This is a genomic window from Gammaproteobacteria bacterium (assembly GCA_017999615.1).
Lineage (GTDB): Bacteria > Pseudomonadota > Gammaproteobacteria > JAABTG01 > JAABTG01 > JAGNLM01.
This window is the reverse complement of sequence record JAGNLM010000003.1, coordinates 47,309-69,686: the sequence shown is the minus strand read 5'-3', so window position 1 is coordinate 69,686 and position 22,378 is coordinate 47,309. Positions and strand designations below refer to the sequence as shown.

Sequence of the window (22,378 nt, the reverse complement as noted above, 5' to 3'; positions counted from 1 at the left end):
ATCGGCCCCCCGAGGGGGGCCTTTAGAGGAAGATTCGGGACCTGCTTCGCAGAAGTGGGCGCAACGGCGGTCCCTGGAGGGGACCCCGCCGGGTCGGTCTCAGCCCCCGCAGCTCCCCGCGGCCACCCGGACCTCGGCGGCGATGCGCTGGCGCACGGTCGCGTTGAGCTCCGCGGGCGAGGCCGTCTCCTCCGGGCGCACGGGGTCCAGGCAGGTGACGGTGATGGGACAGGACAGGCGCGGGAAGTGCCGCCCCGGGGGCAGCACGCCGGTGGCCCCGTCGATGGCCACGGGCACCACCGGGACCTTCAGCTCCCGGGCGAGGATGGCGTAGCTCTCCTTGAACTCCCCGAGCGTGCCGTCGCGCGAGCGGGTCCCCTCGGGAAAGATCATCAGGTTCCTGCCCTGGCGCAGCGCCTCGGCCAGCTGCTGCAGCGAGGGCAGGAAGCCGGCCTTCTCGTCCATCACGATGGTGTTGGCGTGCGCCGCGAGCCAGCGCAGCCAGCCCAACCGCACGTGCTTCTCCTTGGCGTAGAAGACCGTGTTCAGCACCACGGGGGCCGGGAGGTGGGCCGCGACGAAGAGGCCGTCCAGGTAGCTCTGGTGGTTCGGCACCAGCACGAAGGGCGCGGCGGGGAGGCGCTCCAGGCCCCGTGCCTCGATGCGGAAGAACGTGCGGGCCCCCCAGCGCAGCAGGTGGGTGAGCGCGCGGTGGGCGAGGCCGCTGCCGGGCAGCGCAGGGGGCGTCTTCGGGTGCAGGATCTCGGCCCAGGACACCGCCTCCGGCGGCGTCGCCCCTTCCTCCTTGCGGTACTCCGCGACGAAGCGCGCCAGGTCGCCGACGGTCTCCACCTCGGCCAGGCGGTTCTCGGGGATGGAGACCCCGAAGGCCCGCTCCATGAAGACCGACAGCTCCACCCGACCCAGGGAGTCGACCCCGAGGTCGGCCTCGAGCCGGCTGTCGGCCCGCACGGGCTTGCCGCCCTCACCGGAGAGGAAGGCCGCGAGGCGGGCGAGCGCGCTGTCCGCCGGGGCGTCGAGGTACCCGGGGATGGCGGAGGTCCGCGCCACCTCCTCCGCGATGCCCGGCAGCAGGTGCCGGCGCAACTTCCCGAGGCGCGTGCGCGGCAGCTCCGCGTGGACGAGGGTCAGGCGCGCCACCCGCCGGTAGGGCGACACGCCCGCGTTGTAGGGGTCGATCACGTCCCGGCGCAGCGTCGCCTCGGCGGTCGCCCGGTCGCTGATGGCGAGCCTGTCCCAGTCGGGGACCACCAGGGCGTGCAGCGTCTCCCCGTCCAGGAACACCCCCACCTCGCGCACCCCGGGCGAGGCCCTGAGGACCGTCTCCACGCCCTCGGGGTCGACCTTCTTGCCGCTCGGCAGGACCAGGATGTCCTTCAGCCTGCCGGTGACGTAGAGGTAGCCCTCCTCGTCGAGCCGCCCCAGGTCGCCGGTGTGCAGCCAGCCGTCGCGCAGGATCGCCCGGGTCTCCTCCGGGTGGCCGTAGTAGCCCAGCATCACGTTCGGGCCACGGGCCAGGATCTCGCCGCTCTCGTCGACCCGCACCTCGCACCCCGTCAGGGCCTGGCCGCAGGAGCCGAGCTTGATCGCCTCGGGCCGCGGAAAGGTGATCATCGGGGCGCACTCGGTCATCCCGTACCCCTCGCACACCTTGAACCCCAGCACGTCGAAGGTCTCGCCCGTGGCCGGGCTGAGCGCGGCGCCGCCGCTCACCAGGTACTCCAGCGACCCGCCGAACTTGCGATGCACCGACCCGAACAGGAGCTTCGAGAACTTCGGTGAGCGCACCCGGCGCGCCAGCGCGAACAGGCCCCGGGCGACGGGGTTGGCGTCGATGCGCTCGCGCAGGGCGCGGTTCAGGAGGTCGTAGAAGCGCGGCACGCCGACGATCAGGGTGATGCGGTGGCGGCGCAGGAGGCCCACCAGGTCGGGCCCCGCGAGCGAGGTGGCGAACACGATGGTGGACCCGGCGTACAGGGGCGCGGTCAGGCAGCCGGCGAGCGGCAGCACGTGGTGCAGCGGCAGGAGCAGGAGCACCCGCGCCGCGGGGGTGTAGTAGCCCGCGTCCGCCACCGGGCGGATGTTCGCGAGGAGGTTGCCGAAGGACAGCATGACGCCCTTCGGCGAGCCCGTGGTGCCCGAGGTGTAGACGATGGCCGCGAGGGAGGGCTCGTCCACCGTGATGGGGGCGGTGGCCTGGGCGTCGTGGGGCGCGCCCTCGCGCGCCGCGGCCTCTGCCTGCAGCTCCTGGAACGTCGCGACCCGGGGCCGGGTGCTGGCGATGGCGAGCGCGCCCTCCACCGTGGCCCGGGTGTGCTCGGAGCACACCACCAGGACCGGCCGGCAGTCGTCGACGACGTAGGCGAGCTCCGGGGCGGTCGACAGGTGGTCGACCGGCACCAGCACGGCCCCTGCCACCCAGGCACCGTACGCAGAGTAGACCCAGTCGGGGCAGTTCTCGGCGAAGAGCACGACGCGCTCGCCCGCCTCCGGCATGGAGGCCGCCCGGGCCCGGGCGCGGCGGATCACGTCGGGGTAGGCGATCTCCTCGTCCTGCCAGGCCAGCGCGGTCTTGGGTCGGGGCTCGATCAAGGGGGTCATCGCGGTGTCTCTCCGCCCGCTTTCCCGCAGGCCTTGGGGTCGTGGAACGGGGCGCGAGCGCACAGCCACCCCGGGCCAGGAGTTGCTATAGTTGAGCATCTGCCTCCGTGAGAGAAGCCCGGCCTTGACGCGCCGCCGGCCCCTCGGGGGCAAGCCCCTGACCGACGTCTTCGACTGAGGCGACTGCGAGCATGAAACCCGTCACGAAGTCCGCGAAGCTGGCCAACGTCTGCTACGACATCCGCGGACCGGTCCTGGCACGCGCCCGGCAGATGGAGGACGAGGGCCAGAGGATCATGAAGCTGAACATCGGCAACCCGGCCGCGTTCGGCTTCCTCGCCCCGGACGAGATGGTGCAGGACGTGATCCGCAACCTGCCCGACTCCTCCGGCTACAGCGACTCCAAGGGCCTGTTCGCCGCGCGCAAGGCGGTGATGCACTACACCCAGCAGAAGGGGATCCGCGGGGTGCAGGTGGAGGACATCTACATCGGCAACGGCGTGTCCGAGCTGATCGTGATGGTCCTGCAGGGCCTGCTGAACAACGGCGACGAGGTCCTGGTCCCCTCCCCCGACTACCCGCTGTGGACTGCCGCGGTGAGCCTCTCGGGCGGAACCCCGCGGCACTACCGCTGCGACGAGGGATCCGACTGGCTGCCGGACCTCGACGACATCCGCGCCAAGATCACCCCCGCCACGCGGGCCATCGTCGTCATCAACCCGAACAACCCCACGGGGGCGCTCTACCCGGTCGAGGTGCTGCAGGCGATCGTCGACATCGCCCGGGAACACCAGCTCATCGTCTACGCCGACGAGATCTACGACAAGATCCTCTACGACGGAAACCGGCACACCTCCATCGCCTCGCTGGCCGACGACCTGCTGTTCCTCACCTTCAACGGCCTGTCGAAGAACTACCGCGCCTGCGGCTATCGCTCCGGCTGGGTGATCGTGTCGGGCGAGAAGTCGCACGCCCAGGACTACATCGAGGGCCTCTCCATCCTGGCCTCCATGCGCCTGTGCGCCAACGTGCCGGGGCAGCACGCGATCCAGACCGCGCTCGGCGGCTACCAGAGCATCAACGACCTGGTCCTGCCGAGCGGGCGCCTCGGCAAGCAGCGGGACCTCGCCCACGAGCTCCTGAGCGAGCTGCCGGGGGTGAGCTGCGTGAAGGCGAAGGCCACGCTGTACATGTTCCCGCGCCTCGATCCGCGGATGTACCCCATCAAGGACGACCAGCAGTTCGTGCTGGATCTGTTGACGGAGGAGCGGGTGCTCCTGGTGCAGGGCAGCGGGTTCAACTGGCCCGACCCGGACCACGTACGGGTCGTGTTCCTGCCCCACGAGGACGACCTCACCGACGCCATGGAGCGCTTCGGGCGCTTCCTGCAGCGCTACCGCAAGCGCCACGGAACCTGAGCCCCGGGAGATCGAGCGCCGCCACGCCCAGCGGCTGACGCTGCGCCTGCAGCGTGCGAGCGTCGAAAGGCCCAAGACGTCAGAGCAAAGCAGCCAACGCCGCCTCCGGCGCCTTGTCCAGCACCTTCAAGAGCGCCTTCGCCGCACCCGTTGGGCTGCGCTTGCCCTGCTCCCAGTTGCGGATGGTGTCCAGTGAAACGTCAATGCGCTCAGCAAACTCTGCCTGACTGAATCCCAGGCGCCGACGCACACGGCGTGCGAACTTTGCAACATCCAGCATGGCTTCAGCGTCATCGGCTGCTTTGTGTCTGGCGATGTCTGCTTCAGTCGTTGCATCGAGCCGCTTGGGGTCAATTCGGCCGAGTGGCTTGGCCTTCGGATCCTGGACATCAATCTTCATGCGAACGGTTTTCATAGCGCTTCACCTCTCGAGCGTTGGCTTTTCGAGCAGAGATGACCCGGACCACACCTTGACGCGGCGTATAAACGAGCACGAACAGACGGTTGCCAATGCGACCGATCAGCTGGTAGCGATCTTCCCCATAGCTGTATCGGGTGTCTTGCCGAATGATCCGGTCCGGGTCGGCGAAGGCTGACGCCGCATACGCGAAGTCAAATCCACGCTCCAACAAACAAGCATCGCTCTTGTGCTCATCCCACTCGAAATTCATGGCTCAAGTGTGGTTCAATGAACCACTTTCGGCAAGCTGAGGACTTGGCTTCTCCCGCGATTCGCGGACGGGCTGCCGGGATGATTCCTTGCGGCTCTGCCACCGGTCGACATGACGTCTTGCCGGTGGTCCTGCCCCTCCCCCACCCTCAAGATTCCGTTTCCCACGCTCCTGGGGTATAAGAGCGGCGCCGCAGGCGCGGTGCGCGCCCCGGCGCACCGCCCCAGGCAACACCCCCCGAATGCGACCCCGAGCTCCTCCCGTCACCTATTTCCGGACCACCGTGTCGGTGGTGGACCTCGCGGCGTTGCTGCCCGAGTGGGGCGGATTCGAGAAGCTGCCGCGCCAGAAGCTCGAGGCGGCCATCGCGAGGCAGTACCACTTCCTGCACCCCCAGGCGCGGGCCGTGGTCGCGGAACGGGCGGTGCGCGTCCACGCGCCGGCCCCGCCCTCCGCCGTCGACGAGGCTGTGCAGCTGCTCCTGGAGCGCGCTGCGGAGCTCCTGCGCGCCGGCGATACGACGCAGGCCGTCCCGATCCTCACGCGCGTCCTCGCGCTCGACCCGACGGACATCCCGGCGCGCCGGGAGCTCGCGCGGGTCTTCCTCGGGACGGGCCGGGTGGACGCGGCCTACGCCCAGGCGCGCGATGCGCTGCTGCTGGCCTCGCGCGACCCTGCGACGCTGGTCCTGCTCGGCGACGTCCTCGCCCGCAAGGGCGATCTGGAGCGGGCGGCGGCGGGCTACGCCCAGGCGTACCGCGCGGGCTCCCGTGAGGGGCCCGTCCTCCACGCCTACGCGCAGCTGCAGTTGAAGCGCCGACGGCCCGCCGAGGCGTACCGGCTCTGGGAAGAAGCGATCGCGCTCGCCCCCGAGTACCCGGACACCTATCTCGGCCTCGCCCAGCTCGCCCTCGAGGACGGCAGGCCCCGCGCGGCGCGCGACTTCCTGGAACGGCTCCTCGGACAGTCACGGGAGGGGGAAGACCGGTCGGCGCCGGTGTACGCAGAGGCGAGCCGGCTCTACGAGGAGGCCCGAGCGAAGGCGGCCGATGCCGACCAGCGGGAGGCCCTGGCGGCACCCCTGCAGGCCCCGGACAGGGGAGAGGCTGGGGACAGGGACCGGGGCGGCGACGGTGCGCCCCACCCGGCCGGTCGCGACGCACCCCGCCGCAGCGCGCGCCCCATCGCCTACTTTGTGGGGGTCGCGCTGCTGCTGGCCCTGGCGGTGGCGTGGTACTTCGTGCGTTGAGGCGTTAAGGCACCCATCGAGGCGCCCTGAGAGGCACCCATCGAGGCGCCCTGAGAGGCACCCATCGAGGCGCCCTGAGAGGCGCCCTGAGAGGCGCCGCGGCGGCGCGGCCCGGGGCCCGAGCCGCCGCGGTGTGTGCGCTCCGCTCAGGCCATCCCGAGCGAGCGGTGCACGTACGCCACGGCCTGCTGGTTCAGGCCGAGCCTTGCCGCGAGGTCCTGGAGGTAACGGCGCTCCACGTCCGTGTCGGCCTCGATGGCGACAACCGACGCCGCGTAGATCTGCGCGGCCACCTGGGGGGTGCGCGCCGCGCGCACGATCGCGTCGGTCTCCATGGGCTTGCGGATCTCTTCCCGCAGGAAGCGCTCGTCCTCCGCCGTGAGTCCGTCCTCCTGGAGCTTGCCCACCAGCCGCTGGGCCTCGCCCTCGTCGATGCGCCCGTCGGCCTTCGCGGCGTTCAGCATCGCCCGCACGGTGAGCGCGGCGATGTCCTGGACCAGCGTCTCCTCCTGGGGGTTGGCCGCCTTGCGCAGGCCCGCCAGCACCGCGGCGAGGCTGTCCTCGCTCTCGGCCTGGGCCTGTGCCTGGGGCGCCGGGGACCGCGGCGCCGCGGCGCTGCTCGCGCGGGAGGCGGCCAGCGCCTTCGCCGCGAGGCCCGCCAGCACCGCCATGGCTCCCGCGCCGGTCGCGTTCGCGCCCGAGCCCCCGGATCCGCCCAGGATGGCCCCGGCCACCTGTTTCAGGACCTCCGCCGTCGGGCCCGCACCGCCCCCGCTGGATGCCCCGGAGCCGCCCGGGAACCCACCGCCAGGAAAGCTCGGGCGCGAGGGCGCCGCGGAGGGTGCGGCGCTCGCGCCGCCGAGCACCTTGCCGAGGATGTCGAACAACCCACCGCCCGCACCCGGCATCCCGCCGCCACCGTACCCTGCCCCCGACCCGGCGCCGGGGAACCCGCCCCCCCCGCCGAGGCCCTCGTTACCGAGGGAGTGATTCAGGCGTCCCGACGACGCGCCCATCCCGTTCTGGATCAGGGACCCCAGAATTTCATATGGATTCATCAGACTATCTCGCGCTTCCGCCTGGGTGGAGTGGAAAGGATAAGCCATTCCGGCCACACCCGGGGACCGGGCGTCGCCCCGCGGCGGACACAGTGCTATAAAGCGCCATCTGCGCAAGGAGAATCGACATGTCGCGAGTCCTCATCATCGGTGCCGGCGGGGTGGGCGGCGTGGTGACGCACAAGTGCGCCCAGGCCCGGGACACCTTCAGCGATATCCTGCTCGCCAGCCGCACCGAGTCCAAGTGCGAGGCCATCGCACGCGACGTGAAGAAGCTGCAGCGCCGCGTCGTCAGGACCGCGAGCCTCGACGCCGACGACCCGAAGAACACCATTGCGCTCATCGAGTCGTTCAAGCCGGAGGTGGTGATCAACGTGGCCCTGCCCTACCAGGACCTGGCGATCATGGAGGCCTGCCTCGCCACCGGCGTGCACTACCTCGACACCGCGAACTACGAGCCGCCGGACAAGGCGAAGTTCGAGTACAAGTGGCAGTGGGCGTACCGCAAGAGATTCGAGCAGGCCGGCATCACCGCGATCCTCGGCTGCGGCTTCGACCCGGGCCAGACCAACATCTACTGCGCCTGGGCCCAGAAGCACCACTTCGACGAGATCCACACCGTCGACATCATGGACTGCAACGCGGGCAGCCACGGCAAGGCGTTCGCGACCAACTTCAACCCCGAGATCAACATCCGCGAGATCACCCAGCGCGGCAAGTTCTGGGAGGAAGGGAAGTGGGTCTACACCGACCCGCTCTCCGTGCACACGCCCTTCGACTTCCCCGAGTGCGGCGAGAAGGACATGTACCTGATGTACCACGAGGAGCTCGAGTCCCTCGTGAAACACCTCAAGGGCCTGAAGCGGATCCGCTTCTGGATGACCTTCGGCAAGCCGTACCTCACCCACCTCGAGGTGCTGCAGAACGTGGGCATGACCTCCATCGAGCCCATCCTGTTCGAGGGCAAGGAGATCGTCCCGCTGCAGTTCCTGAAGGCGGTGCTGCCGAAGCCCGAGACGCTCGGCAAGAACTACACCGGCAAGACCAACATCGGCTGCTGGATCGAAGGGGTCAAGGACGGGAAATTCAAGCGCTACTACGTCTACAACGTGAGCGACCACGCGGAGGCCTACCGCGAGGTGCGCTCCCAGGCGATCTCCTACACCACCGGGGTGCCGGCGATGCTCGGCGCGAAGCTGCTGGTGGAGGGGCGCTGGCGCAAGCCGGGGGTGTGGAACGTGGAGCAGTTCGACCCCGACCCGTTCATGCACGAGGTGGGCAAGTGGGGCCTGCCCTGGGTGGAGACCGCGCCCGAGGGGCCGCTCCCGGTCTGAGATTTCCGCGGTCCCGCCGCAGGGAAGCGGCGACCGCGCGAGGAAACGGTCCCTCCATGTCCACCCCCGCGCCCGCCGTGACCCCCATCACCGACCTCGACTGGAGGCGGGTCCCGAGCCCCTGCTTCGTGGTAGACCGCCGGCTGCTCGAGCGCAACGGGCGCATCCTCGCGCGGGTGCGCGCCGAGGCCGGCTGCAAGGTGCTGCTCGCGCTGAAGGGCTTCGCCCTCTGGCCTGCCTTCGACGTCCTTCGCCCGCACCTCGACGGGTGCTGTGCGAGCGGACCCTACGAGGCCCGTCTCGCGCGCGAGGAGTTCGGCCGGGAGGTGCACACCTACGCGCCGGCCTTTTCGGCGGAGGACCTGGCCGAGACCCTGCGCTACACCGACCACCTGGTGCTCAACTCGCGCGCCCAGCTCGAGCGCCACCTGCCCGCGGTGCGCGCCTGCGGCCGGAAGGTCCAGGTGGGCCTGCGCTGCAACCCCGAGTACAGCGAGATCGAGGTCGCGCTCTACGACCCCTGCGCCCCCGGCTCGCGCCTGGGCTCCACCCGCGCGGTGCTGGGGGAGGCCCTGCCCGAGGGGGTCGACGGCCTGCACTTCCACGCCCTCTGCGAGCAGGGCGCGGACGTGTTCGCGCGCGTGCTCCAGGCCTTCGAGGCCCGCTTCGGCGACTGGCTGCCGCAGGTGAAGTGGCTGAACTGCGGCGGGGGGCACTGGATCACCAAGCCCGACTACGACGTGGACCTCCTGGTGCAGACCCTGCGCGGACTGAAGGCCCGCCATCCCCACCTCGAGGTCATCCTCGAGCCGGGGGAAGCGGCGGCGGTGGACACCGGGGTGCTGGTGGCGAGCGTGCTCGACGTCCACGAGAACGCGGGGGTGCGGCTCGCGCTCCTCGACGTCTCCGCCACCTGCCACATGCCCGACGTGCTGGAGATGCCCTACCGGCCCACCATCCACGGCGCCGGCGATCCGGGGACCACCCCCCACACCTACCGCCTGGGAGGCCCCACCTGCCTCGCGGGCGACGTGCTCGGCGACTGGTCCTTCCCCGCGCCGCTCCACCCGGGCGACCGCGTGGTCTTCGCCGACATGAGCCACTACACGATGGTGAAGACCACGATGTTCAACGGCGTGAGGCACCCGAGCATCGCGACCTGGGACGGCGGCGAGCTGCGGGTGCTGCGCCGCTTCGACTACGCCGACTTCCGAAACCGCCTCGGCTAGGTTGCCTGGCGCGCGAGCCGGCGGCCGAGCGCTGAGGCGAGCGCCGGCTGCATCAGGAGACCGACGATGATCGGGACGGAGGCGAAGATCCCGTTCTCGATCTCGCCGAAGGCCGCGATCGTGATGCCGAGGCTGATGATGTGGAAGCGCAGGAACGTCGTCACGAAGAACGGCAGCGCCTCGCCCGGCGCGAGCGCGTGGCGGATGACACGAGTCACGACGAAGTACATCACCGCGTAGTAGGCCGCGACCGCGGGCACCGAGAGCAGGGCCACGTGGGGGTGCGAGAGCACCGACTGGCTGTCGGTCAGGCTCATGATGAGGAACATCACGAGCAGGATGCCGAAGTTCGCCACGCCGTTCAGGGTCTCCCGGTTCTTCGCGGGGAGGTCGCCGCGGCCCATCCGCTGCAGCACCACGCGGGTCAGCCAGCCGAGCGTGAGCGGGATCAGGATGACGAACCCGAGCTTTTCGATGATGACGAGCGAGCCGACCTCGATGTCCGCGCGGAACAGGTGCTCGAGGGCCACGGGCATCAGGAGCGGCACGATGACGAAGGTGGCGAGGATGTTCGCCGCCACGAGCACGACCCCCAGGTGCACGTTCGCCTTGAACTGGTTCAGCCAACCGATGGCCATCCCGCTCGAGGGCACCGCCCCGATGAGGAGGAGCCCCGCGGCGGCGAGCGGCTGGGAGCCGAGCATGGCCCACGCGACGAGCGCGGCCAGGAGCGGCGAGATCACGAAGTTCACGCCGAGCGTCAGCGCGAGGATGCGGCCCACGCCGCCGATGTTCTTGAAGCCCTCTTCGAGGCGGAAATTCACCATCACCGGATAGAGCATGATGAAGGCCGCCGTCGCGCAGATGAGGCGCGAGAACTCCATCGGCGCGAAGTGCCCCTTCAGCAGCCCGAGCCCCATCGCCACGATGACGAGCCAGGTGAGGTTGTTGCGCATGAATGCGAAGACGGCTTGCATCGGGGCTCTCCGCTCGGTCGCGTGTCGCGCGTGGGATGTCACGCGGGTGAATTATAAGTCCACGCGCCGGGGCCGGGGCTCCCCCTCACGGGGGGCCCCGGTCAGCGGCGGCCGGCGGCCTCCGGAGGACCCTCGGGGCCCGCCAGCGCCTGGAGGAGCCCCGCGATGGGGACCCCGATCCGCGCCGGCCGGCTGGCGAGCTCTTCGCGCAGCTCCTGCGCCGCCTTCTCCAGGCAGAACAGGGTGACGAGGCGCTCACCGCCCCCGGGACCGGCGGGCCAGACCGGACACCCGGCGATCCCCTCGCGGTAGCCTTCCAGGAAGGCGCCGCGCGCGGCCGCCCGCCAGGCGCCCAGGAGCGGCTCGACGACCGTGAGATCCTCCGGGCGCTCCGCCGTGAGCCGGGCGACGCTGGCGGCGGCGCGGTCGATGGAGCGCAGCAGGCCCGCCACGTCCCTCAGGGCCGAGTGCCGGGCGCCTCCCGCCTCGGTCTCGCGGCCCGCCCCCCGCCCGAAGCCCATCAGCATCACGTCACTGCCCGCGATCAACACCTGCCCCAGGTGGAAGTCTCCGTGCAGGCGCGTCTTGACCGCCTCGACCGGGCGGCCGAGCGAGGACAGCCGGCGCTGCAGGTCCCCCACCCGGCCCAGGAGGGCGCCGGCCGCCGCGAGCGGCGGCCCCGCGAGCCCCTCCAGGTGCTGGCGCAGGAGCTGGAGCGTCGCGTCCAGGTCGGCGGCCACCGCCTCGGCCCAGGCGGCCGGCTCGCCGGGGGCGATGGGCTCGGGCGCGAAGGCAGGGTCGCCCTCCGCCGCGGCGAGAGCCGCGTGCAGCTCCGCGGTGCGCCGCCCGAGGGTGCTCATCAGCAGGCAGTAGGTCGCGTGCGCATCCTCGCCCGCAGCGCCCTGCCCCGGCGGCGCCGCCAGCGCCTGCCGGAGGAAGCGCTCCAGGTACGCCGAGGTGTAGGACCAGGCATCGCCCTGGTTCTCCACGTAGCCCTGGAGCACCGCGAGCGTGGTGACCGTCCCGTCCGGCTGGTGCAGCTCCACCGAGCCGCCGGTGGGCACGACGCGCACCCCCGGCGCCCGCTCGGTGAGGAACTGGCCCATCTCGCGCTCCAGGTTGAACTCGGCGCGCAGGCGCCGCGTCCCCTTCAGGAAGAGCCCCTCGCCGAAGACGATCGCGTTGTTGCTCGCCTCGGCCAGCCGGCGCAGCGCAGGCTCGGCCGGCAGGCCCGCGGAGAGGGTGGCGTAGGCCGAGGTGGGCGTGAACACGATCCGACTCTCGCCCACCGCCAGGCGCTCGCCCCGGCCGATCGCGCGCAGCAATTCCCTGCAGAAGGCGTCGTTGGCGAAGGCGTCGTGGAGGACCCCCACGCGCGCCCGCTGGCGCACTCGGGCCAGCGTGACCGGGCCGAGCGCGACGAGGCGGTCCTCGTCGCCGCCGTCCCACGCGAGGGCCAGGGGCAAGATGTAACGCTGGGTCGCACGACCGGCGCGCTCGACGGACACCACGCAGAGGAGCCACTCGCCGGAGCGGGTGGACCACGCGCCGAGGTCCTCGATGCGCACCGGCCCCGGGGGCGCGTCCTGGTCCGCGCACCACCGCTGGCCGGGCAGAAAGCGTGGGATGGCCTCCTGCTCGAGCTGCCGGCGCAGGGCCTGCGCGACCCCGCGGCGCCCCTGGGCCACCGGCTCGGGGAAGAAGCTCGCCAGGCCGTCGGTGAGGACCAGGACCGGCAACTCCGCGGCCGGCGCGCGCAACGGGTGCCAGTCGGGGGCCTCGGCCTCCGGGGTCAGCCGGAACCAGTAGAAGCCGTGCCCCGGCAGGGTCAGGAAGTAGGGCAGCTCCCCGATCGGCGGGAAATGGCTGCCGCCGAGGAGCTCCACCGGCACGCAGCCCCGGAACGCGCCGAGGTCCAGCTCCACCGGCTGCGCGGAGCGGGCGAGGTTCGCCGCGCAGAGGATGGTCTCGTTCTCGTACTGGCGCACGTAGGCGAAGATCTTGCGATTGCCCGGGTGGAGCATGGTGAAGGTGCCGCGCCCGAACGCCTTGTGGGCCTTGCGCACCGCGATGAGCCGGCGCATCCAGTTGAGGAGGGAATTGGGCGCGCGCCGCTGGGCCTCGACGTTGACGGCCTCGTGGCCGTACACCGGATCCATGATGGGGGGCAGGTACAGGCGCTGCGGGTCCGCGCGCGAGAACCCCGCGTTGCGGTCCGGGCTCCACTGCATCGGGGTGCGCACCCCGTTGCGGTCGCCGAGGTAGAAGTTGTCGCCCATGCCGATCTCGTCGCCGTAGTAGACGATGGGCGACCCGGGCAGCGAGAGCAGCAGGCTGTTCAGGAGCTTGATGCGGTCCCGGTCGTTGTCCATGAGCGGGGCGAGGCGCCGGCGGATGCCCACGTTCACGCGCATCCGGGGGTCCGCCGCGTAGATGCGGTACATGTAGTCGCGCTCGCGGTCGGTCACCATCTCCAGCGTGAGCTCGTCGTGGTTGCGCAGGAACAGCGCCCACTGACAGATGGGCGGGATCTCCGGCGTCTGGGCCAGGATCTCGGTCATCGGGTACCGGTCTTCCTGCGCCACCGCCATGTACATCCGCGGCATCAGCGGGAAGTGATAGGCCATGTGACACTCGTCGCCATCGCCGAAGTACTCGCGCACGTCCTCGGGCCACTGGTTGGCCTCGGCGAGAAACATCCGGTTGCGATAGTGCGCGTCGACCACCGCGCGCATCTGCCGGATCACCGCGTGCGTCTCGGGCAGGTTCTCGTTGGTGGTGCCCTCGCGCACGCAGAGGTAGGGAATCGCGTCCAGGCGCATCCCGTCCACACCCATGTCGAGCCAGTAGCGCATCACCCGGATGACCGCCTTCACCACCGAGGGGTTGTTGTGGTTCAGGTCCGGCTGGTGGGAGAAGAAGCGGTGCCAGTAGTAGGCCTTGGCGACCGGGTCCCAGGCCCAGTTCGAGCTCTCCGTGTCGGTGAAGATGATCCGGGTCTCGGGAAACTTCCGGTCGGTGTCACTCCACACGTAGTAGTCGCGCTTGCGCGAGCCGGCCGGGGCCCGGCGCGCGGCCTGGAACCAGGGGTGCTGGTCCGAGGTGTGGTTGATCACGAGCTCCGTCACCACGCGCAGCCCCCGCCGGTGCGCCTCGTGCACGAACGTGCGGAAGTCCCGGGCCGTGCCGTAGTCGGGGTGGACGCTCCTGTAATCCGAGATGTCGTAGCCGTCGTCGCGCATCGGCGACGGGTAGAAGGGCAGCAGCCAGACGGTGTCGACCCCCAGGTCCTGGATGTAGTCGAGCCGCGAGGTGAGGCCCGGGAAGTCGCCAATCCCGTCTCCGCTGCTGTCGAAGAAGGCCTTGACGTGCAGCTGGTAGATGACCGCGTCCTTGTACCAGAGCGGGTCGTCGGGGAGGGCGGTTCGGGCAGGCTCGCGCGGCATGGCGGCTCCTCTCGGTCCGGCGGACGACGCAAGCCCCCCAGTATACTGGCTGCCGGACCCTCACCCGCCAGCCGACCCGCCAGCTGACCCGCCAGCCAACCCGCGATGCCACCGACCCCCAGCCGTCCTGCCAACCGCCCCGCCATGCCGCCGGCCGCTACTGCGCCCGCAAGGCCCGCCCTCTTCCCCCGCCGGGAGCTCGGGGTGCTGCTCCACCCCACGTCCCTCTGCAACCGGGAGGACGTGGGCACGCTCGGGCGCGGGGCCTACGCCTTCGTCGACTGGCTGGAGCAGGCGGGCGTGAGCCTCTGGCAGATCCTGCCCCTCACCCCGAACGGCCTGCACGACTCCCCCTACTTCAGCTCCTCAGCCTTTGCCGGGAACCCGTGGCTCGTGGACCTCGAGCTCCTCTGCGAGGCGGGCCTGCTTCCGGAGCCCGCCCTGCACCCGGGACCGCGCGACGCGCGCGTCCCCTTCGCCCGGCTCGCGGAGCACAAGCTGCCCCAGCTGCTGGCGGCGGCCGAGGCCCTCCTCGCCCGGCCCCGACACCCCTGGCGCGACGCCTTCGAGGCCTTCCGGGAGCGCGAGGCGTGGCTCGAGCACACCGCGCACTTCTTCGCCCTGGGCCAGCTGCGCCAGGACACGCCCTGGTGGTCCTGGGAGCCCGGGCTGCGCCGGCGCGACCCCGGCGCCCTGGAGAAGAGCCGGAGCCTCCTCGCCCACCCCATCGAGGCCTGGGAGGCGCTGCTCTTCTTCTTCGACCGGCAGTGGCACGAGCTCAAGCGCTACGCCAACGGCAAGGGGATCCGGGTCCTCGGCGACCTTCCGATCTACGTGCACCACGACTCCGCCGACGTGTGGCGCTACCGCGAGCAGTTCCGGCTCGACCGGCAAGGGCGCATGCGGGCGCAGTCGGGCGTGCCGCCCGACTACTTCAGCGCCTCGGGCCAGCTCTGGGGCAACCCCATCTACGACTGGCGGCGGATGGGGCGCGACGGGTATTCCTGGTGGATCGCCCGGCTGCGCCGCTGCATCGACCTGAACGACATCGTCCGCATCGACCACTTCCGGGCGCTCTCGGCCTACTGGGAGATCCCCCCCGAGGCCACCGACGCGCGCACCGGGCGCTGGGTGGCGGGACCCGGTCAGCCCTTCTTCGACGCGCTCGCCGCCAGCTTTCCGCAGAGGCCCTTCGTGGCCGAGGACCTGGGCACGCTCGACGAGGCGGTGCACGAACTGCGCGAGCGCAACGGACTCTTCGGCATGAGGATCCTGCAGTTCGGCTTCGACGGCCTGCCGCACAACGCGCACCGCCCGGACGTGTTCCCCGAGGAGTCCCTCGCCTACACGGGAACCCACGACAACGACACGCTCGCCGGCTGGTGGGAGAAGCTGGGGCCGGAGACCCGGGCCGAGGTCGCCCGCTACTACCAGTTCCACCCCGAGGCCCCCGTGGGCACCGTGGTCTGGTCCCTCATCGAGGCGGCGGTCGCCTGCCGGTCCCGGGTCGCCGTCCTCCCCATGCAGGACCTGCTGGTGCTGGATGGCCGCGCCCGCATGAACGACCCGGCCCGCCTCGCGGGCAACTGGGGGTGGCGGCTGCCGCCGGACGGCCTGAGTGACGAGCTGGCCCGTTCGGTGCGGCGGCTGCGCGAGCGCTACCGCTGACGGGACGGTCGACCGCGGCGCCTGCGCCCTGCCGGCGCCCCGGGAATCACGTCCGGGCTCACGTCCGCCCCGAAGCCTCCTCCCCGCCGCCGGCGGCCTCGTCCCAGCGCGCCAGGAAGTCGAGGACGTCCTCCGGCGGCTCCAGGAGGAAGTCCGCCGCAGTCGGCCGGAATTCCTTGCGCACCAGGATGCCTGCGCCCTTGCCCCGGATCGCGCGGAAGGCGTCCTCGTCCGTCAGGTCGTCGCCGAGGTAGGCCGCGACGGTGTCCGGCCCCATCTCCCCGAGGATCCGGTCGACCACCAGACCCTTGTCCCGCCCGGGCAGCCGCAGCTCGACCCCGCCGTCGAAGTCGCACCAGTCGAGGCCCCGCCCGAGGTCGAGCGCCGCCCAGCGCGCCTCCAGAAAGACCCGGATGGCCGCTGCACCCTCCTCCGGAAGACCCCGCCAGTGCACGGCGAGACCCGAGGGCTTCAGCTCGATCCGCGCACGCAGCGCCTCGAGCTGCGGCGCGAGCGCGGCGGCGTCCGACAGCGCCGCCCGGCCCGCTGCGTGGATCTCCGCCGTCGGCGCAGGCTCCGCCGTCGCGGCCGGCTCCCAGCCGTGGGACCCCCAGACCTCCGGGAGGGGGTCGAGCCGGAGCAGGGGCATCAGGTCCCGGCGCGCCCGGCCGGTCACGATCACCAGCCGGGTGTGCCCCGCAGACAGGATCGTGCGCAGGGCCTCCGGGACCCCGGGGTAGGGTTCCGCCTTCGCCGGGTCCACGTGAAAGGGCGCGAGCGTGCCGTCGTAGTCCAGCAGCAACGCGCGATTCGCCGCACCACGCAGCTTGCGGAAGAGTTCGCTGAGGCTCAATCCCTGACGCAGTGCAAGCATGGATACCCCCTGAAGTGGCCTGAAGAGGATTCGGGCCGCGCCGGTCTCTACTCGGCGGAGAGCTCGGGCAAGCGCACGAGGAGCCGGTTGCGCGCGCGGATCCGAGCGGCGTCCATCAGCATGCGACCCGCCCAGCGGTAGATGTTGTACTCGCGCACGTACCCCCGCATGCGCCGCATGCGGCTGCGCTGCTCCTCGGGCGTCATCACGAGCGCCCGATGGAGCGCTCGCGCGCACTCGTCCGTGTCGTAGGGGTTCACGACCAGCGCCTCGGGGAGCTCGCGTGAGGCCCCGGTGAACAGGCTGAGCAGCAGTACGCCCTGCTCGTCGTCGCGCGCCGCCACGAACTCCTTGGCGACCAGGTTCATGCCGTCGTGCAGGCTGCTCACGAAGCAGAGGTCCGCGCCGCGATAATACTCGAACACCTCGGGCGGGGAGTGGTGCGCGACCCGCAGGTGCACGGGGGCGTAACCGGGCCGCGCGAAGCGCTCGTTGATGGCGCCGGCGACCGCGCTGACCTCCTCCGAGAAGCGGCGGTAACGCTCGATGTCCGAGCGGCTTGGCGCCGCGATCTGCACGAAGGAGAAGCGCCCGACCCACTCGGGGTGGGTGTCCAGGAGCCGCTCCACGGCCCGCAGACGCTCCACGATCCCCTTCGTGTAATCGAGACGGTCCACGCCGACGCCGAGGCGCACGTCCTTCGCCATGGCATTCGCGTTCCGCACCCGCACGCGTGCTTCGGGCACCGAGGGCTGTCCCTGCAGCCAGCGCGAGGGGCACTCCACCGAGATGGGGTAGTGCTGAACGAGAGTGGTTCGCCCCCGGTACGAGATGTTGGAGTATTCCCGGTCGATGCGGGATTCGACTGTTCGGTCCACCGTGTCGATGAAGTTGTTGCAGTGAAAACGAGTGTGGAAACCGAGGATCGTGCTCCCCAGAAGGCCCTCGAGGATCTCCTCCCGCCACGGGCAGATCGCGAAGGCCTCGGGGTTCGGCCAGGGGATGTGCCAGAACGTGATGACGGTCGACGCCGGGAGCCGCTCCTGGATCATTCGCGGCAGCAGCGCGAAGTGATAGTCCTGCACGAGCACGATGGGGTCGTCGCTGCGCGACTCCTCGACCACGGCGTCCGCGAAGCGGCGATTCACGCGCTGGTACTGTTCCCAATCCTCGCTGCGAAACTGCGGGCGCGCGTGCGCGAGGTGACAGAGCGGCCACAACCCCTCGTTGGCGAAGCCGTAGTAGTAGCCCTGCTCTTCCTTCGCGCTCAGCCAGACCCGGCGCAGCGTGTACGCGGGGTCCTGGGGGGGCACGCGCACCCGCGCGTGCTCGTCGGCGGCCTCGCGGTCCGCGTCGCCGCTGCCGTGGGCGACCCAGGTTCCCCCGCAGGCCCGCATCACGGGGTCGAGCGCGCTCACCAGACCGCTCGCGGGGAACCGGACCTCGACGGTGCCGTCCTTTCCGCGCACATGGATGTAGGGCTCGCGATTGGAGACCGCGATGACCTCGTCCCCGGCGAGCTCGCGATCGATCACCTCCCGCAGCACCGACGGGTCCCACCTCACCAGAGAGTCGTCACGCTCGCGCACACCCCCTTTCAACTCCCGCACGAGCGTGCGCACCTCCTGCAGGATCGGCTGGATCTCACCGGGCGCGGCGGGCGCCTCGCTCGCTGACGTTCCCACCTGGGTCATGGCCGCACGCACCGCGCTCACCCAGCGGCGCAGGCTGACGCGTGCGATCACCACCGTCACCACCGAGACGAGGCCCGTCAGCACGGTGAAGAACAGGAAGACGTAACCGTGCGCGTCCTCGATCCGTTTCGTGAGATAGCTGAGGTCGTGGACCAGGATGAGGCCCGCCTGCTCCGGGTGCTGCGGGTCGAGGGGAAACGCCATCACGTGCGCGGGGCCCGCGTCGAGCTCCACGAGCGCGCGCCTGGAGGCCCCGGGCCGCGGAGCGTTCCGGCAGTCCATCCCGCGCGGCAGGAGCTCGGTGCCAATCCGCACCGCGCCATCGGGTCCGCAGAGCCCGACCGCCATCAGCCGCGCGTCGCGTGTCGCGCGGCTCATCACGGTACGGATCACCGCGGGCTCCACTTCCGCCACGAGCAGCGGTGCGAGACTCGTCGCCAGCGTGTTCACGATGAGGTGATCGCGAGCCTCCAGATCGCGCAGCGCCCAACGCATGGCCAGGCGCTCGGCAAGCATGCTCGCCACCAGCGCGAGCACGCCGAGAACGACGAGCAGAGGAAGGACGAAACGCAGTACGTTCTTCATGAATCCTGGCGCTGGGACGCGAAGTCTCGCGCGCCATGGTAGCAAAGTCCGGGCCGATGGTCCCGCGCGGCCCGCGGCATTCCGGGTCCGCTGCCACGCTGGCTTGCGAAGGGTCGATCGCGGATACTCGCCGCGGACGTCGCGACAGACCAAGAACGCTCGGAATGGAGGAAGACACCGTGGCAGCAGTGAGACTACTGGGCATCGCCGGCAGCCTGCGGCAGAAATCGACGAATCGGGGGCTACTGCGCGCCGCGCAGGCGCGCCTCCCGGAGGGCGTGACGATGGAGATCGCCGAACTCTCCGACGTCCCCTTCTACAACCCGGACCTCACGGAGAAGCCCGCGGGAGTGCGCCGCGTGCTCGCACAGATGGCCGAGGCGCAGGCCTTCGTGCTGGCCAGCACCGAGTACAACTACTCGATGGCTCCGGCCCTGAAGAACATCCTCGACTGGGCCTCGCGCGAGCCGCAGAACGCGGTCCTCGCGGGCAAGCCCGCGGCCATCCTGGGCGCGGGCGGCGGCATGGGCACGTCACGGGCGCAGTACCACCTGCGCCAGGTCTGCGTCGTTCTGGAATTGCAGCCGCTCTCCAGGCCGGAGGTGTTCGCCAACGCCTTCGCGGGCGGATTCGACGCCGACGGAAACCTGGTGGACGAAGAGATCGCGAAGCTGGTCGCGGACCAGATGAGCGCCCTCGCCGCGAAGGTGCGGGACGCAAGGGGCTAGGGCGCAACAGTTCGCCTGGCAGAGGCCCTGACGAGGCGCTTCCCGAGCGCCCCGCCGGGGCCCGAGTCGCGTTCCCCGGCCTGCTAGATGATCTCGTCTCCCCGGTAGGTCCACACCTCGCCCGGACGCACGGGCGGGATGGCCAGCGCGGGGCAGTCCGGGCCGTGGTAGTGGGAGGGGAACCCACCCACGTCGAACGACTTCTTGTCCAGACACTCCACCCGGTAGCCGTTCGGGAAGGTGATGGTCATCTCGTACAGCACGACCGTCTGCCCGCGCAGCGAGAACTTGTCCACCGCGACCAATTCGGTGATGCAGGCCACGCCGGTGAAGCCGAGCTTGCGCTCCAGCACGTACCGCAGTGCCTTGGCCTCGTTCTCGGTCAGGTTGCGGGCCTGGGGCGCCTGACAGGTCACCGGCGCCGGCAGGGCGGGTGCAGGCGCCGCAGGCACCGGCACGGCCGGCGCAGGCGGTGTCGGCGGCGGAGCAGGCTCCCGCGGCGGTCGTACCGCCTCCGGGGCGGGAGCTGCTCCGGGCACCCAGTTGCGCAGCAGGTCCACGACCTGCGAGTGCCCTCGGGCAGAGGCCACCGAGAGCGCGGTCCAGCCCCGGCTGTTCTTCGCGTTGACGTCGGCCCCGGCGTCCAACAGCATCTGCAGGACGGCCACCCGGCCTTCCTGCGCGGCGGGATCCCGTGCGGGCCCCGCCGCCCCCGCGGCGAACATCAGCGCCGTGAGGCCCTGGCTCGTCGTTGCGCCCACGTCGGCCCCGCGCTCCAGCAGGTACCGCACCCACGGGACGTGCCCCGCGTGCGCCGCGCCCATGAGGGCGGTGGCGCCATCGTTCGTCCTGGCGTCGAGGGCCGCCCCCGCCCCGGCGAGCAGGCCCGCCACTTCCCCGTGGCCGCCCGCAAGCGCCATGAGCAGACCCGTCGAACCATTGGTGTTCTTCAGGTTCACGTCGGCCTTGGCCTCGAGGAGCGCCTGGGCCGCCTCCCGGTGGCCGTTCCCCGAGGCCAGCATCAGCCCCGTCGAGCCATCGCTGTCCCTGGCGTTCACGTCCACGCCGGTGGCCACGAGCTCTTTGACCCGCGCGGCGTTCCCCGCGAAGGCCGCCCAGAAGAGGCTCTCGTCCACCCTCGGCGCCTCGGCGGCGGAGGTGACCGCAAGCGCAAAAACTGCCGCCAGGCCCCACGCACCCTTTTGAATCCGCAGCCAGCTCATCCGCCGCCTCCCGACCATCGGACGCTCGTCCATCGGACCCTCGTGCATCCGGCCCTCGTCAATACAGCGTCCCGAGCCACGGCACGCCAATCAGCAGGTACACGGCGATGAAGATCACGCCGAACACCGCGCCCAGCAGCCAGTAGGCCCTGGCCGGCAGATAGCCGCTGCCGTAGTAGACCGGCGACGGCCCCGTGGCGTAGGGCGTGAGGATCCCCATGATGCCCAGCGTGCCCACCAGCATCATGGCGAACATGGGCATGTTCATGCCCGGGATCGCGGACCCGACGGCGAGCATGACTGGGATCACTGCCGTGACGTGGGCGGTGATGCTGGCGAACATGTAGTGGATGAAGAAGAACACCAGCGTCAGGGCCACCATCGCGGTGAGCGGCGAGTAGCCCTCCATGTACGCGCCGACCGCCTTGGCGAACCAGGTGACGAAGCCCACCTGGGCCAGCCCGGCGGCCAGGGCCACCAGCGTGCCGAACCACACCAGCACGTTCCAGGCCTGCTTGTTGCCGAGGACATCGTCCCAGGTCACGACGCCGAAGAGCACCATCAGGGCCACCACCGAGACGGCCACCGCGCTCGCGTCGATGAACTTCCCGCCCGAGATCCAGAGGCCGAGCGCGATCACCACGAGCACGGCCAGCACGACCTCGCGCCAGGACATCCGGCCGAGCTTCTGCAGCTCGCCGGCCGCCCAGTCCGGCACCTCGGATCCGGCCTTCACGACGGGCGGGTAGAGAACGTAGACGAGGAGCGGCAGGACCAGCAGCATCAGGAAACCGAACGGCGCCATTGCCGTGATCCACTGCATCCAGCTGATCTCGATGCTGCTCGTCTTCTTCACCAGCTCGATGGCGAGGAGGTTCGGAGCCAAGCCCGTGAGGAACATGGTGCTCGTCACGGAGGTCGCAGCGATCGCGACCCACATCAGGTAGGAGCCGATGCGCCGCGCCGAGGGATCGTTCGGCTTCGAGTCGTAGAGCGCCGGCAGGTTGCGGATGACGGGGTAGATGGTGCCGCCGCTGCGCGCGGTGTTCGAGGGGGTGAAGGGCGCGAGGATGAGGTCGGCGATCGTCACCGCGTAGCCGAGGGTGAGGGTGCGCCTGCCCATGGCCTTCACCAGCAGGAGCGCGATGCGCTTGCCGAGCCCGCTCTTCTCGTAGCCGAGGGCGAACATGAAGGCGGCGAAGATGAGCCACACGGTGGTGTTCGAAAACCCCGACAGGCCCCAGCGTATGGCCTCCGAGGCGGGCTTGAAGCCGGCCTTGGCGAGCTGCTCGGGGCTGAAGAAGACCCAGGGGGCGAGCGCCATCACCACGGCGACTCCCAGCAGCCCCACGGCGGCGCCCGGGAGCGGCTCCAGGACGAGCCCCGTGATGGCGGCCGCGAAGATCGCGAAGTAGTACCACGCGTGGGGGGCGAGACCCTCGGGGGCCGGAGTCAGGGCGATGGCGACCCCGACCACCAGGGGTGCGAAGAGCTTCCAGCTGAGTTTCATGGGCGACCTCTCGTTGTTTGTATAGGGGGGGGTCTGACCCCGTACCGCATCGGGGGTCGACCGCCGGGCGCGGCCGGGCGGGGGGCCCGACC

At 70.8% G+C, this 22,378-nt stretch carries 16 protein-coding genes; 6 read left to right on the top strand and 10 right to left on the bottom strand.

Annotation, left to right across the window (positions count from 1 at the left end; all coding sequences use genetic code 11):
• Positions 1 to 99 precede the first annotated feature (99 nt).
• The gene (locus KA217_04575; protein ID MBP7711724.1) at positions 100 to 2,622 is read right to left on the bottom strand and encodes an AMP-binding protein; all 2,523 of its coding nucleotides are present in this window, start codon (positions 2,620 to 2,622) and stop codon (positions 100 to 102) included.
• Positions 2,623 to 2,813: 191 nt separating this feature from the next.
• On the opposite strand from KA217_04575, the gene KA217_04570 reads away from it, so the two are divergent.
• The gene (locus tag KA217_04570) at positions 2,814 to 4,040 is read left to right on the top strand and encodes a pyridoxal phosphate-dependent aminotransferase (GenBank protein MBP7711723.1); all 1,227 of its coding nucleotides are present in this window, start codon (positions 2,814 to 2,816) and stop codon (positions 4,038 to 4,040) included.
• 79 nt (positions 4,041 to 4,119) lie between these two features.
• Here KA217_04570 and KA217_04565 read toward each other — a convergent pair whose 3' ends face one another.
• Positions 4,120 to 4,455, bottom strand: coding sequence for a helix-turn-helix domain-containing protein (locus tag KA217_04565; protein ID MBP7711722.1), 336 nt, complete (start codon positions 4,453 to 4,455; stop codon positions 4,120 to 4,122).
• Positions 4,430 to 4,711, bottom strand: coding sequence for a BrnT family toxin (locus KA217_04560; GenBank protein ID MBP7711721.1), 282 nt, complete (start codon positions 4,709 to 4,711; stop codon positions 4,430 to 4,432). The genes KA217_04565 and KA217_04560 overlap by 26 nt, the downstream gene beginning before the upstream one ends.
• Positions 4,712 to 4,952: 241 nt before the next feature.
• Between KA217_04560 and KA217_04555 the strand changes: the two genes are divergently transcribed.
• Positions 4,953 to 5,960, top strand: a complete 1,008-nt coding sequence (locus tag KA217_04555) for a tetratricopeptide repeat protein (GenBank protein MBP7711720.1) — start codon at positions 4,953 to 4,955, stop codon at positions 5,958 to 5,960.
• Between the two features lie 146 nt (positions 5,961 to 6,106).
• Here the strand turns inward: KA217_04555 and KA217_04550 are convergent, their stop codons facing one another.
• Positions 6,107 to 7,018: a tellurite resistance TerB family protein gene (locus tag KA217_04550; protein ID MBP7711719.1), complete on the bottom strand. Its 912-nt coding sequence runs from the start codon at positions 7,016 to 7,018 to the stop codon at positions 6,107 to 6,109.
• 128 nt (positions 7,019 to 7,146) lie between these two features.
• On the opposite strand from KA217_04550, the gene KA217_04545 reads away from it, so the two are divergent.
• The gene (locus KA217_04545) at positions 7,147 to 8,352 is read left to right on the top strand and encodes a saccharopine dehydrogenase family protein (GenBank protein MBP7711718.1); all 1,206 of its coding nucleotides are present in this window, start codon (positions 7,147 to 7,149) and stop codon (positions 8,350 to 8,352) included.
• A 56-nt stretch (positions 8,353 to 8,408) separates the two neighbouring features.
• Complete coding sequence (gene nspC, locus KA217_04540; protein ID MBP7711717.1) at positions 8,409 to 9,581, top strand: carboxynorspermidine decarboxylase; 1,173 nt, start codon at positions 8,409 to 8,411, stop codon at positions 9,579 to 9,581.
• Here the strand turns inward: nspC and KA217_04535 are convergent.
• A complete protein-coding gene (locus tag KA217_04535) occupies positions 9,578 to 10,558 on the bottom strand; it encodes an arsenic resistance protein (protein MBP7711716.1) in 981 nt (326 codons plus the stop codon). The genes nspC and KA217_04535 overlap by 4 nt on opposite strands.
• Positions 10,559 to 10,659: 101 nt before the next feature.
• Positions 10,660 to 14,004: a maltose alpha-D-glucosyltransferase gene (gene treS / locus KA217_04530; protein ID MBP7711715.1), complete on the bottom strand. Its 3,345-nt coding sequence runs from the start codon at positions 14,002 to 14,004 to the stop codon at positions 10,660 to 10,662.
• 204 nt (positions 14,005 to 14,208) lie between these two features.
• Here treS and malQ point away from each other — a divergent pair, with 204 nt between their 5' ends.
• Positions 14,209 to 15,672, top strand: coding sequence for a 4-alpha-glucanotransferase (gene malQ, locus KA217_04525; protein ID MBP7711714.1), 1,464 nt, complete (start codon positions 14,209 to 14,211; stop codon positions 15,670 to 15,672).
• 58 nt (positions 15,673 to 15,730) lie between these two features.
• On the opposite strand, the gene otsB is transcribed toward malQ, so the two are convergent.
• Together otsB and KA217_04515 are read right to left on the bottom strand one after the other, a co-directional pair.
• The gene (otsB, locus tag KA217_04520; protein ID MBP7711713.1) at positions 15,731 to 16,546 is read right to left on the bottom strand and encodes a trehalose-phosphatase; all 816 of its coding nucleotides are present in this window, start codon (positions 16,544 to 16,546) and stop codon (positions 15,731 to 15,733) included.
• Between the two features lie 47 nt (positions 16,547 to 16,593).
• Entirely contained in the window at positions 16,594 to 18,825 is a 2,232-nt protein-coding gene (locus KA217_04515) for a trehalose-6-phosphate synthase (protein ID MBP7711712.1), read from the bottom strand.
• Positions 18,826 to 18,989: 164 nt separating this feature from the next.
• Between KA217_04515 and KA217_04510 the strand changes: the two genes are divergently transcribed.
• On the top strand, positions 18,990 to 19,553 hold the full coding sequence (locus KA217_04510) for an NAD(P)H-dependent oxidoreductase (protein MBP7711711.1): 564 nt from the start codon (positions 18,990 to 18,992) through the stop codon (positions 19,551 to 19,553).
• A gap of 83 nt (positions 19,554 to 19,636) precedes the next feature.
• Here the strand turns inward: KA217_04510 and KA217_04505 are convergent, their stop codons facing one another.
• Both KA217_04505 and KA217_04500 read right to left on the bottom strand, forming a co-directional pair.
• Positions 19,637 to 20,776, bottom strand: a complete 1,140-nt coding sequence (locus KA217_04505) for an ankyrin repeat domain-containing protein (protein MBP7711710.1) — start codon at positions 20,774 to 20,776, stop codon at positions 19,637 to 19,639.
• A 58-nt stretch (positions 20,777 to 20,834) separates the two neighbouring features.
• Positions 20,835 to 22,286 (bottom strand): anion permease, encoded by a 1,452-nt coding sequence (locus KA217_04500; GenBank protein ID MBP7711709.1) that lies wholly within the window; start codon positions 22,284 to 22,286, stop codon positions 20,835 to 20,837.
• Positions 22,287 to 22,378: the final 92 nt, after the last annotated feature.

Coding starts and splice junctions, on each gene's coding strand:
- KA217_04575 (MBP7711724.1), bottom strand. CDS start 2,622: ATGACCCCCTTGATCGAGCCCCGACCCAAGACCGCGCTGGCCTGGCAG.
- KA217_04570 (MBP7711723.1), top strand. CDS start 2,814: ATGAAACCCGTCACGAAGTCCGCGAAGCTGGCCAACGTCTGCTACGAC.
- KA217_04565 (MBP7711722.1), bottom strand. CDS start 4,455: ATGAAAACCGTTCGCATGAAGATTGATGTCCAGGATCCGAAGGCCAAG.
- KA217_04560 (MBP7711721.1), bottom strand. CDS start 4,711: ATGAATTTCGAGTGGGATGAGCACAAGAGCGATGCTTGTTTGTTGGAG.
- KA217_04555 (MBP7711720.1), top strand. CDS start 4,953: ATGCGACCCCGAGCTCCTCCCGTCACCTATTTCCGGACCACCGTGTCG.
- KA217_04550 (MBP7711719.1), bottom strand. CDS start 7,018: ATGAATCCATATGAAATTCTGGGGTCCCTGATCCAGAACGGGATGGGC.
- KA217_04545 (MBP7711718.1), top strand. CDS start 7,147: ATGTCGCGAGTCCTCATCATCGGTGCCGGCGGGGTGGGCGGCGTGGTG.
- nspC (MBP7711717.1), top strand. CDS start 8,409: ATGTCCACCCCCGCGCCCGCCGTGACCCCCATCACCGACCTCGACTGG.
- KA217_04535 (MBP7711716.1), bottom strand. CDS start 10,558: ATGCAAGCCGTCTTCGCATTCATGCGCAACAACCTCACCTGGCTCGTC.
- treS (MBP7711715.1), bottom strand. CDS start 14,004: ATGCCGCGCGAGCCTGCCCGAACCGCCCTCCCCGACGACCCGCTCTGG.
- otsB (MBP7711713.1), bottom strand. CDS start 16,546: ATGCTTGCACTGCGTCAGGGATTGAGCCTCAGCGAACTCTTCCGCAAG.
- KA217_04515 (MBP7711712.1), bottom strand. CDS start 18,825: ATGAAGAACGTACTGCGTTTCGTCCTTCCTCTGCTCGTCGTTCTCGGC.
- KA217_04510 (MBP7711711.1), top strand. CDS start 18,990: ATGGAGGAAGACACCGTGGCAGCAGTGAGACTACTGGGCATCGCCGGC.
- KA217_04505 (MBP7711710.1), bottom strand. CDS start 20,776: ATGAGCTGGCTGCGGATTCAAAAGGGTGCGTGGGGCCTGGCGGCAGTT.
- KA217_04500 (MBP7711709.1), bottom strand. CDS start 22,286: ATGAAACTCAGCTGGAAGCTCTTCGCACCCCTGGTGGTCGGGGTCGCC.